This is a genomic window from Mucilaginibacter gossypii, from assembly GCF_017569325.2.
Lineage (GTDB): Bacteria > Bacteroidota > Bacteroidia > Sphingobacteriales > Sphingobacteriaceae > Mucilaginibacter > Mucilaginibacter gossypii.
Genome location: NZ_CP071878.2, coordinates 4,125,011 through 4,139,383 on the forward strand (window position 1 = coordinate 4,125,011; position 14,373 = coordinate 4,139,383).

Sequence of the window (14,373 nt, forward strand, 5' to 3'; positions counted from 1 at the left end):
GAATGAGGCTGCAAAGGTATCATTTTAAAATGAAGTATCGGTAAAATCTATTGTCATAAATTAGTAGTTTATTGATTGCCTGGTTGATTTGGTGAATGACTGATTTAATGAGTAGCTATCGCACTGAAAACCAAACATTAACATAATCAACCCAATAAACCACACACCTATTTCTTAAACCCAACCATCTGGTGCAGCTTAACCGGGTCATAGATCCGGCCTTCTTTTATTACTACCGATACTTTCCTGATCTCCCTGATATTACGCAGCGGATCACCATCGATAATAACAAGGTCGGCTTGCTTTCCCGCTTCAACCGAACCTGTTGTTTTATCAAGCCCCATCACCATTGCCGGTGTTATCGTTGCTGTTTTGATAGCCTGCGCCGGGGTAAGACCGGCTTCAACATATAATTCAAGTTCGCGGTCAAGACTATAGCCGGGGAACCCCATATCTGTGCCTGCAACAATAGTAACTCCGGCATCATGCAATACCTTAACGGTTTTCTTCATGCTTTCATACAAAGGTTTCAGCTTAGCGGCCTTTTCCGGTTCTTCGCCCATGTTTTTAAACAATGCCTGGAGCGGCAGCGGCAGGGTATAATAATTAGGCTCCAGTTTGGTTATATCATCCTTAACATTACGGAAGGCGAGCTCGAAAACACCTATGGTAGGATCAATTACCACGTGATGGTCTTTTATAAACTTAATAGCCGCAATACTTACCGAATCATCGAAAATAACCGACCTGTCCTTATCCCGTTTCATGATTGAATACACATACTGTACGTGGTTAACCATATTCATCCCCGAATCAACGCCTTGCTGAAGGGTCATGCCCTGCGGGATATGGCCTGTTACGGTTAAACCCAATCGGTGTGCCTCATCACAAATAACTTTAACTATAGCCGGTTTAACCGAACTATAGATCTTGATCTGCTGAAAGCCATTTTCTTTATAACGGTCTACTGCCTTTATAGCATCTTCCTTAGTATCCGCCTGGATAATCCCCAATGCATAAGGCCCTTTGCCGTCAATAATTCCAGCTTTAATGATGTTGGGGCCCACGCCTTTGCCGCCATCAATAGCGGCTTTTATAGCGTTGATATAACCAAATTCGTTACCGCAATCGCGCACGGTAGTTACACCTGCTGCAAGATAGGCTGGCCCCCACTCGGCCTGTTCAAAGTGCGAGTGCATATCCCACAAGCCTGGTAAAATGGTTTTCCCTTTGGCGTCAATAAGCTTAGCCCCTGCCGGTATTTTAACCTCACCAACCTTGCCCGTTTGTTTAATAATGCCGTTTTCTATCAAAACAATGGCATTGGGGATGCTTACACCGGTGTTTACATCAATTAGGTTGCCACCGGTAATAGCTATTATCTTATCTGCTTTACCTGTTGGTGCGGCCGCTTCCGCAAATAGCTCCATACCATAAGTAGCCGCCTTACTGATGAGCTGCGGTAACAGTTCTTCGTAAGGTACCCGCATCATTTCCAGTTTGTCACCCTCCGCGTCATTAGTTATCAGGCATATGAGTTTACCTTCATTATCAGTCCAAACCAGTTCGTTACCCCAAACCAGTCCGCTTATGGTGAGCCGGTTAAGCGTGAGCGGTTTACCGTTAAACTTAAGCTGATCAATACCTGCTTTTTTGATCCGTACCGCGCCAAATGGCAGTGTATGGATACTTGCAGGTTGTTTATGTTTATTCCAATATTGAATGAGCACCTGCTGCACAGTGCCCGGCGAATAGCCCGCTACCGGGAAGCTGAGCGGCAGTACTTTTTGTGTATAGGATGAATCGTTAACCCTGATAGCAGCTTCGCCTCCGCGAATAGTTATTTTATCATCAATGGTCGAAAATCTTGAAGTATTGCCTTTTATAGTCAATTCCAGTGGATCGGCTACGGGGTTCACCTTCAACTCGGCAGTAAGCGGCACCGGCGAACTGCGGTCAACAAACTTAAAATTGATATTGTAATGAACGGCATCTTTATACTTGTGCACATAATAGGTTTCCTTACCAATGTGTTGCTCAAACTTATGCAGAAAAAAGGTACCGCTATCGGTTGGCAAATCGGTTTGTGCATTGGCGTTTGTTATTAAGGCCGAAAAGGCGGCAAATAATAATAAAGATGTTTTCATAAGGTCAGTAATGTTAATGTAAGATAGCGGTTTGTTTGGGATGTTACAAAACAGTTTTTTTGTGCAGGGACTCATAATTGCGCCTTCTGACCAACCACATCATCAAAGCAAAAAATCTTCACCCAATACTTCTAAACGTTATATTAATCCTCGCCCCCAGCATCCTGCTTGTTTTGGGTACCTGGTGAAGCCAATGATGCTGCGTTTGCCCCTGCATGATCAGCAGATCGCCGTTGTTAAGTACGACAGATACTTTAGCATTCTTTTGCCGCTTATGCTTAAACTGAAAAACCCGCGAAGCGCCAAACGATACCGAAGCGATGACAGGGTTACCGCCAAGCTCGCTTTCATCATCACTATGCCAGCCCATACTGTCGCTGCCGTCACGGTAATAATTAAGCAGCGCTGTATTAAACCGGTGACCGCATTGCTGCTCCGCCGCCTGCTTAATGCTATTAAGCAGCGGGCTAAACTTAACCGGCACATTTACCACACCTGAATATACATATACTTCATCGCGCTCTCCGTACCAGGCCGTAAGCCGTGGGAAGTTCACTTCCCTGCCGTAGATCTTCATTTTATCCTGCTTCCATGGTGTTTCCTCAACCAGCCGCGTAAATACATCTTCCTTATAAAAATGGGGATAAAGCAATACCTCTCCATCAAAAGGCAATAAGTTTTTTGGCGCACCAAACAGGTTCAGCTGGTCATTATTAAATAGGTCCATGTTCAAATATCTGTATTACATACCATAAAACACGATGGGCCACTCTGCTATCAGAATGATAAAACCTATCATTTTGATAGCTTTTCCTCATATTGAGAAAATCTTTCTCATTTTGATAAACTCCTATAACACAAGCCTGTAAATAAAGCAAAAAACGTTGTGGCATGTTTATTGGCCATGTGGCCTCACAATACAAAATAAATTTACGATGGCATTGTTTATCGCTGCTACAGCAAAATTTACAAAACGGACAATAAGTTCCTTCATTGCAGCTGGTATCATCTCCTCTTTTTCCCCTAACAATTTATACATTTCATGAATTCGCACGTTAAGCAACTCACTTTCGCGGGTATGATCGTTACCCTCGGCATTATTTTTGGCGATATCGGTACCTCTCCTCTTTATGTTTTTCAAACCCTGTTGGTTGAAGGCGGTAAGGTGAACCCCGCGCTGGTATTAGGCTCTATCTCCTGTATCTTCTGGACACTCACACTGCAAACCACTTTTAAGTATATCGTTATTACGCTGCAGGCTGATAACAAAGGCGAGGGCGGTATTTTTTCATTATACGCACTGGTAAGGCGTTACGGTAAATGGCTGGCTACTCCTGCTATAATTGGCGCAGGTACTTTGCTTGCCGATGGTATCATTACCCCACCCATCTCTGTAACCTCGGCCATTGAAGGTTTAAATTTAGTACCGGCATTTTCAACCGTTATTGTCCCCGGCAACAACCTGATCCTCATTATTGTAATTAGCATCATTTTATTGCTGTTCTTTTTTCAGCAGTTTGGCACCAAGGTGGTCGGTTCGGCATTCGGGCCGGTTATGCTGCTGTGGTTTATTATGCTGGGCGTATTAGGCACTATACAAATAACACATTTCCCATCTATCTTTAAAGCTCTCAATCCTTATTATGGCGCCCATTTACTGATGGACCATCCTAAAGGCTTCTGGTTGTTAGGCGCGGTATTTTTATGTACCACTGGCGCCGAAGCCCTATACTCCGACCTGGGCCATTGCGGCAGGCGCAATATCCAGGTAAGCTGGATCTTTGTGAAAACAACCCTGATATTAAACTACCTGGGGCAGGGCGCCTGGGTGCTGTCACAAGCACCGGGTAAGAACTTTACCGGCGTTAACCCTTTCTTTGAAATCGTTCCCCATTTCTTCCTGCTACCTGCGATAGCTTTGGCTACACTGGCAACCATTATTGCCAGCCAGGCTTTAATCAGTGGTTCATTTACGCTAATCAGTGAGGCGGTAAGCATGAATTTTTGGCCAAGGATCACCATCAAATACCCGTCAAATATCCGCGGGCAGATCTATATTCCAAGCATCAACTGGATACTGTGTATCGGCTGCATCCTGGTATCGCTCTATTTCCGTACCTCAAGCGCAATGACGGCTGCTTACGGATTCAGCATCACCATTGCTATGCTTAGCACTACCATTTTAATGTATTACTTTATGCGCTATGTAAAGCACTGGCCTGTATGGCTGGTTACCATTATCCTGTGCTTATTTGTAACCGTCGAATTCTCCTTTTTTGTAGCGAACGCGGTTAAAATACTAAAACGTTTGTTTTTTGTGGGATTTGAAGTTGGTCTGATCTTTACGATGTACACCTGGTTTAAGGCCCGTAAAATCAATAACCGCTTCCTTCATTTTACCGACATCAAGGAGAAACTGCCATTACTAAACGCACTGAGCAATGATACTACCATAAACAAATACGCTACGCACCTGATCTATCTTACCAAAGCCAATAATGGCAAACAAATTGAAGAAAAGATCATCTACTCCATCATGAGCCGCCGTCCTAAACGTGCCGACACCTATTGGTTTGTGCACATTGAACGCACCGACGAGCCATACACTATGGAGTACAGTGTTGACCAAATTGAGCCGGGCAAAGTCATCCGCGTAGAATTCCGTTTGGGCTTCAGGATCCAGCCGAGGGTAAACGTATTGTTCCGTAAAGTAGTTGAAGATATGGTTGAACGTGGCGAGATTGATATCTCCAGCAATTACCCATCATTAAAACAATACAATATGGCTGCCGATTTCAGGTTTGTGATCATGGAGAAATTCCTGTCGTACAATAACGTGTTCAACGTATCGGAGAGCTTTATCCTTAACAGCTATTTTGCCATTAAAAAACTGGCCCAGTCAGAAGCTAAAGCTTTTGGGCTTGATACCAGTGAAACACGCATTGAAAAGATCCCGCTGGTGGTAAAACCGGTTAATAATATCCACATAAAAAGGGTTGACCCGGTTACGCATAAAGCGGTTGAAGTTATGGGTAAGAAAGTTTTTGCGTAGCGCTAACCGCTATGTATTAACTCCCCCTACATCGCTGTACGTGTTGCCCCTTTTTGCTTCGCAAAGAGGGGCTTTATTTTTCTCCCTTTTGCGCTCATGACATCCTTGTTTATGGAGGAGATTCGTTTGTATCATCCTTAATTCAACATGATTTGGTTGATGAGTTTTATTTGCTTGTAAACCCTGCTGAGATTGGTAACGGACAACAAACCTTTAACCCTTTAAAAAATGATTTAGAGTTAAAATTGGTGAATTGTGAACCATTTGCCTGTGGTACGCTTTTGCTTTATTATATAAGGGCGTAAAAAGAGGCTCCCTCTCCGCGCCCGTTCTCGAGAGGAGGTTTTTAAGTTTTTCTCCCTAATGGCGTCACGCCTACCATAATATCAGGGAGCGTGTACGCTCTTGTTAAAAAGTCATTCAATCGTGGGCGCTTAAACCCGCGTTAATATTTTTAATTACCCCTTAAAACAAAAAACCCGGCCTTGCGGCCGGGAATTTCATTAGATTTATTGGATTGGTTGGAAATACGTGATTATAATTTTTCGCCGTGCTGGCTGATATCAAGACCTTGTTCTTCTTCTTCGGCCGATACCCTTAACGGCGAGATCATGTCGGTGATCTTTAACAATAATAATGAACCAAAGAATGCGAATATCGATACGCACACTAATGCTACCAATTGTACAAGGAACAGGTGTGTCTCGCCAAAAAACAAACCGTTACCTGTTGTATTATTAGCATTTACATGCTGATTGGCAAATACGCCGGTTAACAGCATCCCCACCATACCGCCAACGCCGTGACAAGGGAACACATCAAGCGTGTCATCAATAGAAGTACGGGTACGCCATTCCACAACCAGGTTACTCACCACAGCCGATATGATACCGATAGCCAGCGAGTGCGGCACCGATACAAAGCCGGCGGCAGGCGTAATTGCCACCAAACCTACAACAGCGCCAATACAGGTACCCATTGCAGATGGTTTGCGGCCAAGCAGCATATCAAAAAAGATCCAGGTAACACCTGCAGCTGCCGAAGCAGTGGTACTGGTTGCCAAAGCGGTAACCGCCAAAGCGTTTGCGCCAAAAGCCGAACCGGCATTGAAACCAAACCAACCGAACCATAACAACCCCGTACCTATCATTACATAGGTAATCCGCGCCGGGGAATGATTAGCCTCGTTACGGCGTTTTAAATATAAGGCCGATGCCAGGGCAGCCCATCCGGCCGACATATGCACTACCGTACCACCTGCAAAGTCAAGCACACCAAATTTGGCCAATATGCCATCAGGGTGCCAGGTGCAATGCGCCAGCGGCGAGAATATGAAAATAGAAAACAGTACCAGGAAAATAATATACGAGTTAAAACGGATGCGCTCGGCAAATGCACCAGTAATAAGCGCCGGGGTAATAATGGCGAATTTTAACTGGTACATGGCAAATAATAACAACGGAATGGTTGGAGCGGCTTTCCAGGTGGCGTTACCTAACATGCCCTTCATCATGAAATAAGTTCCGGGGTTACCGATAAGGCCATAAAAGCTATCGCCGAAGGCCAGGCTGAAACCAAAGATCCCCCACATTACCGTAATGATCACCATACAAATAATACTTTGCAGCATGGTGGAGATCACATTCTTCTTATTAACCATTCCCCCGTAAAAAAACGCAAGACCGGGTGTCATGATCAAAACCAGCGCCGTCGACATCAGCATCCAGGCTATATCGCCCGTATTAAAATTGGGATGACCGGAATCCTTAAAATCAACCGACGGAAAAATGAAAGTAAGGGAAAGTATAATTAAGATCAGGAAAAAAGGGAAATACCTCTTCATTTATTCAGAAAAAATATGTTTTAAATCGGCATGAAAGTTAGTGTTTTTTCTAAAAACAAAAGAAAATAATTGACTTTTGTTAAAAAAAACAACTACTACAGATATTTCAGGATAGAATTCGGGAAAATCCCCAATAAAACGAGCAGAAAACTAATAATAATAGCTAAAACAAGTAAATTATAAGATCTTTCACTGGCAACTTCAGCATTTTCTGTTCTTTTCAGAAATAAATACAAAGGAATTTTAAGGTAATAAAACAACGATACCACCGTGGTTATAGCGCCCGTTATCATCAGCGACAACAGCCAGATACTGTGTGTTTGCTCATAGGCGCTGTAAGCCGCCGAAAACACAAATAGTTTACCCGTAAACCCAGCAGTAACCGGGATCCCTGTTAAAGAAATGAGGATAATAACAAAACAAACCGAGGCTACAGGGTATTTTAAGCCCAGGCCCTTGTAAGCTTCCACCTCTTCAGCGTCCACAATATTGCTGAAGTATGATGCCAGTGCCAGCGCCCCGATATTGGCCAGCGCGTAAACGGCCAGGTAATAGGTTAATGATGATAAGCCCTGTAAATTAAAGGTAACTACCGCCATTAAAGCAAAGCCGGTATGGCCGATGCTTGAATAGGCCAGCATCCTTTTCACGTTGCTTTGCAAAACGGCCGCAAAATTTCCGGCTATCATGGTAACGATACCAATGGCTGATAAAACAATACTAAAATCAATCCCCTTCCAGTCGGCCGAAAAAAGGAACAAAGGCATCACATTTACCAGCAATGCAAAAGCTGCTATCTTGGGTACGGTTGACAGGTATGCAGTAACCGGCGTGGGCGCTCCCTGGTAAACATCGGGTACCCAAAAATGCATCGGCATAAATGATAATTTAAACCCTATGCCAATCAGCACCAGTACTAAAGCAAATGAAGCACTCACCGGGTTTACATTAGGCAACTGGGCTACAATACCCAGCAGATCGAGCGAGCCGCTGAAGCCGTACAGTAACGAGATCCCGTATAGCATGACAGCCGATGATGCCGCGCCGAAAAGTACGTACTTTAAACCAGCTTCGGTACTCAAAGCAGTTTCAGACCGGTAAGCCACCATCAGGTATGACGCTATGGATACCATCTCGATGGCAAGATAAACAGAAAGCAGGTTAATAGCCATGGCCATTAAATGCAGACCTAAAATAGATGCTATGGAAATGGTATATAGGTCTGATAAGCCTTTTGGATGCGCCTTCAGCTTATCATCCCAGGTAAAATTCAATAGCAGGATAAACGATAGCAGATCGATAATGATCTTGAAAAATACCGCCGACCTGCGCAGCAGTAACATACTGCCGAAAATAACATGATCGCCGTCAAGGATCAGGGCTACCTGCTGCAGGTCTTTAAACAGCACCAGTAACAAGCCCGTACAGGCTATAATTTTACAAAGCTTTACAGATCTGCGCCCAAATATCAGGTCGGTTATCAGCACTACCAAAAACAGCCCGGTTAAATAAATTTCGGGCATGAAATAGGGTATACTGCCAAAAACATTGGTTAACTGAGCTGATATATGGGGGAGCAGATCGTGCATTTATATTTTATTGTACTATTACTGATTGATTTTTGGGGTATTTAACCTGATATTTTAGTTTCACCTTCTTTTCATCGAGCGAATTTAACATGAAATTCCATGAAACCCTACCTGTTGTTGCATCAGGTTTTGCGCCAGATGTTTCCTGCGCCTCTACTTCGATATCTTTATTTTGCGAAACAGGTACCTGGTCTTCCACCAATAAATTAACCGACTGGCTTTTCCCGTTTTTCACATCGATAAGCCAATTGCGGGTTTCCTTTTGGTTGGAACCTGATGACTGGCGCATAGCGAAACCTTTCTCCAATGTACGGGTAACTACAATATTTTTATCAGTGCCTAACGAAAGGTTCAGTGTATCGGTAGTAGCATCGGTATTAATCAGCGACTTGCCAATGTATGTTCCTTCAAAAAACAGATTGGCCTCGCCCGAAAGAAAACTGTATTTATTCCAATTAGTAAGCTGCGCTGTCAGATACACATCAGTACTCAGTTTAGGCGCTACATAATACTGATAAGTAGCATCAATATTATATTGGCTAATTTCAACGGCATATTGTTTGCCATCGCTTGGCACCGTATAAGGGTTGGCGATATTAAACTCAATATTGGTTTGGTTTTCTTCTTTTTTTACTTCGATAGGAACCGTGTTAATTATATTTTTATCTTGTATTTTCGCAACAGCACCAGTCAAATCCCTTTTATGTTCAACTTCACCATAACCAACTACAACAACTTCATTCAATTGGTTTGAAGCTGACTTTAGCGACACGTTGATCATTGGCGCATTGGCCTGCCTTTCTAATGTCTCATATCCAATAAAACTGTAAGTAAGCACAGCATTGGCGTTAGGTATCTGGATGCTGTAATTTCCACCGGCATCACTTACGGCCCCTATTGATGTACCTTTTACCCTGACACTTACACCAGGGATGGGACTGTTATCATCCCTACTCACTACTCTACCCATTACTTTAGTTATTGAAACACCAGTACCTGAATAGTACATACCAAAGGTAAGATAGGTAGGCGTAAGCTCGGGCTTCGCCCCATTTACGCTTGGGTTACCGGTTGATAAGGTAAGCTTTGCGCTTTTCCAGTCCTCACCCGTTTTTTGCGACACGTTGGCTTTGTAAACGATAGTTATTGGACTGTTCACATTTTTAGCACGGATATCGTAGGTAGGGAACCAGCTGGCGTTTCGCACCAGATAACTTAAAGTAAAATTTGCCTGTAATGGAACTTTTGACGATACTGTCACCAAAACATTGCTGGTAGTTTTAACACTTACTTTGTTAATCTCTGCAATTTGTTTGTTATAATCTTCCAGCTGGTCGTTAAACAAATCTATCTGATCATTTACGGCTTGCTGATTCTTTTTGATCTCATTTAAGCGAGCTGTCTGAAAGTCGAGTGTCTGTTTCAGTCTAATCGGATCCAGCGCAACATTAGTACCATTGCTCACCGGGTTTTTAGCCAGCGTGTTAGCTTCTTCCTGGTAAATAGAGAGCATGTTATTTTGCAAGGCTATTTTGTTTCTTACCAGTTTTACATTCGCCTCGATAGTCTGTATATTTTTCTGCCTGATGTCATTATCGGCAAAATCAAGTTCGTGATTAACCGAAAGAATGGTAAAATCGCCGCCTGCATTTACCTGGATACTCTGCACATCAATTCCAGGCGACAGGTTTTCAAACACCAGCGTTGATGTGCCGGGGCTGATATTGACCAATGCGGTGCGACTTACCTGTGCTCCGTTCAAAAACACGGTTACTTTTTGAACTTTGGAGGCTACTTTCTGGCCTTCATCGGCCCTGGTTGCCGCAGTGATAAAAAGTAATGCTGCGGCAATGGATAATTTTTTAAACATAATTCCTTCGGTTAAATACATACCATCTGTTATTTCGCTTATGCCCGGGTTGCCGGGGACAACGTAAATAAAAGATGCAGGTGTATGCACTTTTCCATAAATGAATTTATGTTGAAACACTATTTTTTTATTTAGCCTGTAAAAACTGTATCAATGCCAGTACCGAATCATTGATTTTTCCAAATACCAACGATGGCATCAAACCTAAAGCAAGCGCAGCAACAGCCATTGGTATCAATGCCAGCTTTTCGCGGATGCTTACATCGGTAAGTGCTATTTTCCAAACCTCGCCGCCTTTAAGTGATACTTTTCCGAAGAACATGCGCTGCAGTGTCCACAGAAAATAAGCTGCTCCCAACAGGATCCCTACCGAACCGCAAACGGCCATCCAGTATGCCAGCAAACCGTTAACCGTTGGCGATTTAAATGTACCCGCCAGTGTAAATGCTTCGGCCACAAATGCCGAAAAGCCCGGCAAGCCTAAGGAAGCAAAGAATGCTACCATAACAAAGGCCGTATATTGAGGCATCTGGGTGCCCAATCCGCGGAAATGATAAATATCCCTGTCGTGTACGCGGTTATAAACTACACCCACCAAAAAGAACAGCATCGACGATAAAAAGCCATGGCTTACCATCTGCATTACCGCACCGCTTACACCTTCGGCAGTTTGCGAGGCAATGCCCAGTAACACAAAACCCATGTGCGATACCGATGAGTAAGCGATCATCCTTTTCAGATCGCGCTGGGCCAGCGCATTGCAGGCGCCATATAATATCGAAACAACCCCAATCAACCCAAGCCAAAAAGCGCCGGAAGAAGCTATCTCCGGGAAAATCCCGAGGCAGATACGGATAATGCCGTAACCACCAATTTTAAGCAATACCCCAGCAAGAATGATAGATACCGGTGTAGGCGCTTCAACGTGCGCATCGGGCAGCCAGGTATGCAGCGGTACAACGGGTACCTTGATAGCAAAGGCAATAAACAGCACTACAAAGCCAACCGTGCGTGCGGGCATCCCCAATATGGTTTGATGCGCGGCAGCCGAGAATACCGAACCCTGGGCATAATTAGCCGGATTCATCATCTGGATAATACTAAAAGTATGACTTCCTGTTGCCGGATCGCTTACAGAAAGGTATAAACCAACCATCACCAGCAGCATAAACACCGAACCAAACAGGGTATACAAGAAAAACTTGATGGCCGCATACTCCCGGCGTACACCGCCCCACATCCCGATCAGGAAATAGAGCGGCAGTAACATGAGCTCATAAAACAGGTAAAACAGGAAGAAATCCAAAGCGCAGAATACACCCATCACGGCCATATCCAACAGCAAAAACAAAAGGAAGAAACCTTTGAGATTGCTCTTGATTTCCCAGGAGGCCAGCGTAGCAACCACCATCACCAGTGCCGACATTACCAATAGGGTTACCGAAATGCCATCTATCCCTACAAAATAATCTATCTGCATTTTGCCCATGCTGCCCAGGTTAAGGGCAATCCATGGCAGTTTCTGTACAAACTGAAACTGGTCTTCATGGTTAATACCTGCTGTTGCCGCACCTGTTTTAAAGTTAAGGTAGATTGCGATGCTGATACCCAGCTGCAAAAGCGTAGCCAGCAGGGTAATATATTTAAAACTCCCCCGAACCGACGATGGCAGCAATACGATCACCAACGCAAACAGTACAGGTATAAATATGAGTAGGGTTAGTAGGTTCATTAAATTCAGATCAGTATTTTTAAAATAAAGAGTACCAACACAATGAGCAGCATACTGTACAGGTAGTACTGCACTTTTCCATTTTGAAATTTACGTGCAAAATTGCCAATACTTTGCACTAATGCAGCCATTGAATGCAAAAATCCGTCGACAATATATTTATCACACCAGGCGGTAAGGTCTGCCACCGCCCTGCTCAGCCGTTCAATTGAATGGATGAGTCCGTCAATAATATTCCTGTCGAACCAGAAGCAGGTTTTACCCAGGCCAAGTATAGGTTTTACGATTACTTTTTTATAGATCTTATCCAAATACCATTGATTATAGGATAAGCGGTAAAAGAAGCCGGTTTGCGGAAACGAGAACGTATTTCTTTTTACGTAGATAGCATAGGCCGCGTACATTACAAAAACGCTTAAGATATTCACCCCTATCGGAATAATGGTATGGTAGATATTTTCGCGGGCCATGAATTCGGCAGGTTTTAAGCTTTCGAATAGCCAGGCTTTTTCATAAAAGAAAGGATTAAGCGAAAATAAGGGGAACAAACTGCAAACCGCCAGCAGGATCAATGGCACACGATATTGCCAACCACCATCGCTGATATGTAGTTTAATGTCAGGGTGATGTTTCAACAAGCGAAACTCTCCGAAAAATATTTTCACTATTAACCTTGATACGTAAAAGGCAGTAAGCCAACTGGTAAATAATGCACCTGCCGGGATCAGTTTAAGCCATGCGCTTCTACCCTCGCTCCATTCAAACGCCTGGATCAGGATGCCATCTTTTGACAGATAGCCAGAAGTAAGCGGAATACCTATAAGCGCCAGTGAACCAACAATTGCCACAATAAAAGTTAATGGCAGCTTTTTACGCAAGCCACCCATGTACTGAATATTTTGCGGGTCGATATCCAGGTTATTTTCCTCCTTGATATGTTGCATTTCGTGAATCACAACCCCGGCCACCAAAAACAATAAACATTTAAAGAAAGCGTGCGTAGCCAAATGGAATAGCGAAGAGCCATAAGCTCCAACCCCCATCGCAAGGATCATGTAACCCAGTTGCGATATGGTTGAGTAAGCAAGCACCCGTTTCAAATCGTTTTGCGTAAGCGCGATTGTGGCGGCCATAAAAGCGGTAAAGCAACCTATTACAGCAAGAACCGTTAACTCCGTATCGGTAAACAAAGGATAAACCCTGCCCAGCAGAAATACACCGGCAGCCACCATAGTAGCCGCGTGGATCAGCGCCGAAACTGACGTCGGCCCTTCCATGGCATCAGGTAGCCAGGTATGCAAAGGGAATTGTGCCGATTTTGCGGCCACAGCAAGGAAGATCCCGGCGCAGGCTATATACTGCCATATCGCGGGTAATGTAGTCATTGCCCCCCGTGTCCAAACAGAGCCATAATTAGAAGGCATCCTATCAGGAGCAAAAGCCCATTGCCCGTTATCAGGCGCCATAAACTTAACAAGTCCATGTTGTCCAAATAAGGCATCAATATCAAACGTATGAAACTGGGCAAAAATGATAATGATAGCACTTAGCAAACCGATATCGCCGATACGGTTCATGATAAAGGCTTTTTTATTGGCCTGTACGGCTTTATCCTTAGTGAACCAGAAACCGATAAGCAGGTATGATGAAAAGCCCACCAGCTCCCAGAAAGCATAGAACAACACCATGCTATCCGCCACCACCAAAGCCAGCATGCTGAAACAAAAGAAACTTAAGTAGGTAAAATAACGACTGTACCTGTCGTCATGCTTCATGTAAGCAGTGGAATAGATGTGAACTGGCAAGGCAATCAGCGATACCAACAGCAGCATCAGCGCTGACAGATTATTAAGCAGGATGCCTGCGAAGACTTTGGTGTTGCCAATGGTAAACCATAGTTTTTGGGTGTGCAGCGGTTGCTGGTTCCACACCCTTGCAAACACAATGGCTGATAATACGCAACCCACCAAAATGGCCAGTGTTGAAATCCAGCCCGCTGCTTTACTTTTTACCGGCAGGCAAAAGTTGATGATCGAGGCCGCCAACGGTAAAGCCACAGCTGCAATGGTGTAGCTGATGATGGTTTGATCGGTATGTAAAAGCGCGGTGCCCAATTAGTTTTTTTATCTTCTCTGTAGAG

At 44.0% G+C, this 14,373-nt stretch carries 9 protein-coding genes; 2 read left to right on the forward strand and 7 right to left on the reverse strand.

Annotated elements, in window-relative coordinates:
- Positions 1 to 167: 167 nt before the first annotated feature.
- Both J3L18_RS17240 and J3L18_RS17245 read right to left on the reverse strand, forming a co-directional pair.
- Positions 168 to 2,147, reverse strand: coding sequence for an amidohydrolase family protein (locus J3L18_RS17240; protein WP_189549102.1), 1,980 nt, complete (start codon positions 2,145 to 2,147; stop codon positions 168 to 170).
- A 118-nt stretch (positions 2,148 to 2,265) separates the two neighbouring features.
- The gene (locus J3L18_RS17245) at positions 2,266 to 2,874 is read right to left on the reverse strand and encodes an alpha-ketoglutarate-dependent dioxygenase AlkB family protein (protein WP_129568483.1); all 609 of its coding nucleotides are present in this window, start codon (positions 2,872 to 2,874) and stop codon (positions 2,266 to 2,268) included.
- A gap of 315 nt (positions 2,875 to 3,189) precedes the next feature.
- Here J3L18_RS17245 and J3L18_RS17250 point away from each other — a divergent pair, with 315 nt between their 5' ends.
- On the forward strand, positions 3,190 to 5,199 hold the full coding sequence (locus J3L18_RS17250; RefSeq protein WP_129568482.1) for a KUP/HAK/KT family potassium transporter: 2,010 nt from the start codon (positions 3,190 to 3,192) through the stop codon (positions 5,197 to 5,199).
- Positions 5,200 to 5,252: 53 nt separating this feature from the next.
- The gene (locus J3L18_RS17255) at positions 5,253 to 5,504 is read left to right on the forward strand and encodes a dihydrofolate reductase family protein (protein ID WP_129568481.1); all 252 of its coding nucleotides are present in this window, start codon (positions 5,253 to 5,255) and stop codon (positions 5,502 to 5,504) included.
- Between the two features lie 230 nt (positions 5,505 to 5,734).
- Here J3L18_RS17255 and J3L18_RS17260 read toward each other — a convergent pair whose 3' ends face one another.
- The 5 genes from J3L18_RS17260 to nuoL all read right to left on the reverse strand — a co-directional run bounded on the left by J3L18_RS17260 (position 5,735) and on the right by nuoL (position 14,347).
- Positions 5,735 to 7,042, reverse strand: coding sequence for an ammonium transporter (locus J3L18_RS17260; RefSeq protein WP_091172540.1), 1,308 nt, complete (start codon positions 7,040 to 7,042; stop codon positions 5,735 to 5,737).
- Between the two features lie 95 nt (positions 7,043 to 7,137).
- Complete coding sequence (locus J3L18_RS17265) at positions 7,138 to 8,631, reverse strand: NADH-quinone oxidoreductase subunit N (RefSeq protein ID WP_129568480.1); 1,494 nt, start codon at positions 8,629 to 8,631, stop codon at positions 7,138 to 7,140.
- Positions 8,632 to 8,638: 7 nt separating this feature from the next.
- Complete coding sequence (locus J3L18_RS17270; RefSeq protein WP_129568479.1) at positions 8,639 to 10,621, reverse strand: mucoidy inhibitor MuiA family protein; 1,983 nt, start codon at positions 10,619 to 10,621, stop codon at positions 8,639 to 8,641.
- Positions 10,622 to 10,628: 7 nt separating this feature from the next.
- Positions 10,629 to 12,233 (reverse strand): complex I subunit 4 family protein, encoded by a 1,605-nt coding sequence (locus tag J3L18_RS17275; RefSeq protein WP_129568478.1) that lies wholly within the window; start codon positions 12,231 to 12,233, stop codon positions 10,629 to 10,631.
- Positions 12,234 to 12,238: 5 nt separating this feature from the next.
- Entirely contained in the window at positions 12,239 to 14,347 is a 2,109-nt protein-coding gene (gene nuoL / locus J3L18_RS17280) for an NADH-quinone oxidoreductase subunit L (protein ID WP_129568477.1), read from the reverse strand.
- Between the last annotated feature and the right edge of the window lie 26 nt (positions 14,348 to 14,373).

What these genes read in the sequence shown, in the direction of transcription:
- J3L18_RS17245 (WP_129568483.1), bottom strand. Translation starts at nt 2,874, where the DNA reads ATGGACCTATTTAATAATGACCAGCTGAACCTGTTTGGTGCGCCAAAA.
- J3L18_RS17240 (WP_189549102.1), bottom strand. Translation starts at nt 2,147, where the DNA reads ATGAAAACATCTTTATTATTATTTGCCGCCTTTTCGGCCTTAATAACA.
- J3L18_RS17250 (WP_129568482.1), top strand. Translation starts at nt 3,190, where the DNA reads ATGAATTCGCACGTTAAGCAACTCACTTTCGCGGGTATGATCGTTACC.
- J3L18_RS17265 (WP_129568480.1), bottom strand. Translation starts at nt 8,631, where the DNA reads ATGCACGATCTGCTCCCCCATATATCAGCTCAGTTAACCAATGTTTTT.
- J3L18_RS17260 (WP_091172540.1), bottom strand. Translation starts at nt 7,042, where the DNA reads ATGAAGAGGTATTTCCCTTTTTTCCTGATCTTAATTATACTTTCCCTT.
- J3L18_RS17275 (WP_129568478.1), bottom strand. Translation starts at nt 12,233, where the DNA reads ATGAACCTACTAACCCTACTCATATTTATACCTGTACTGTTTGCGTTG.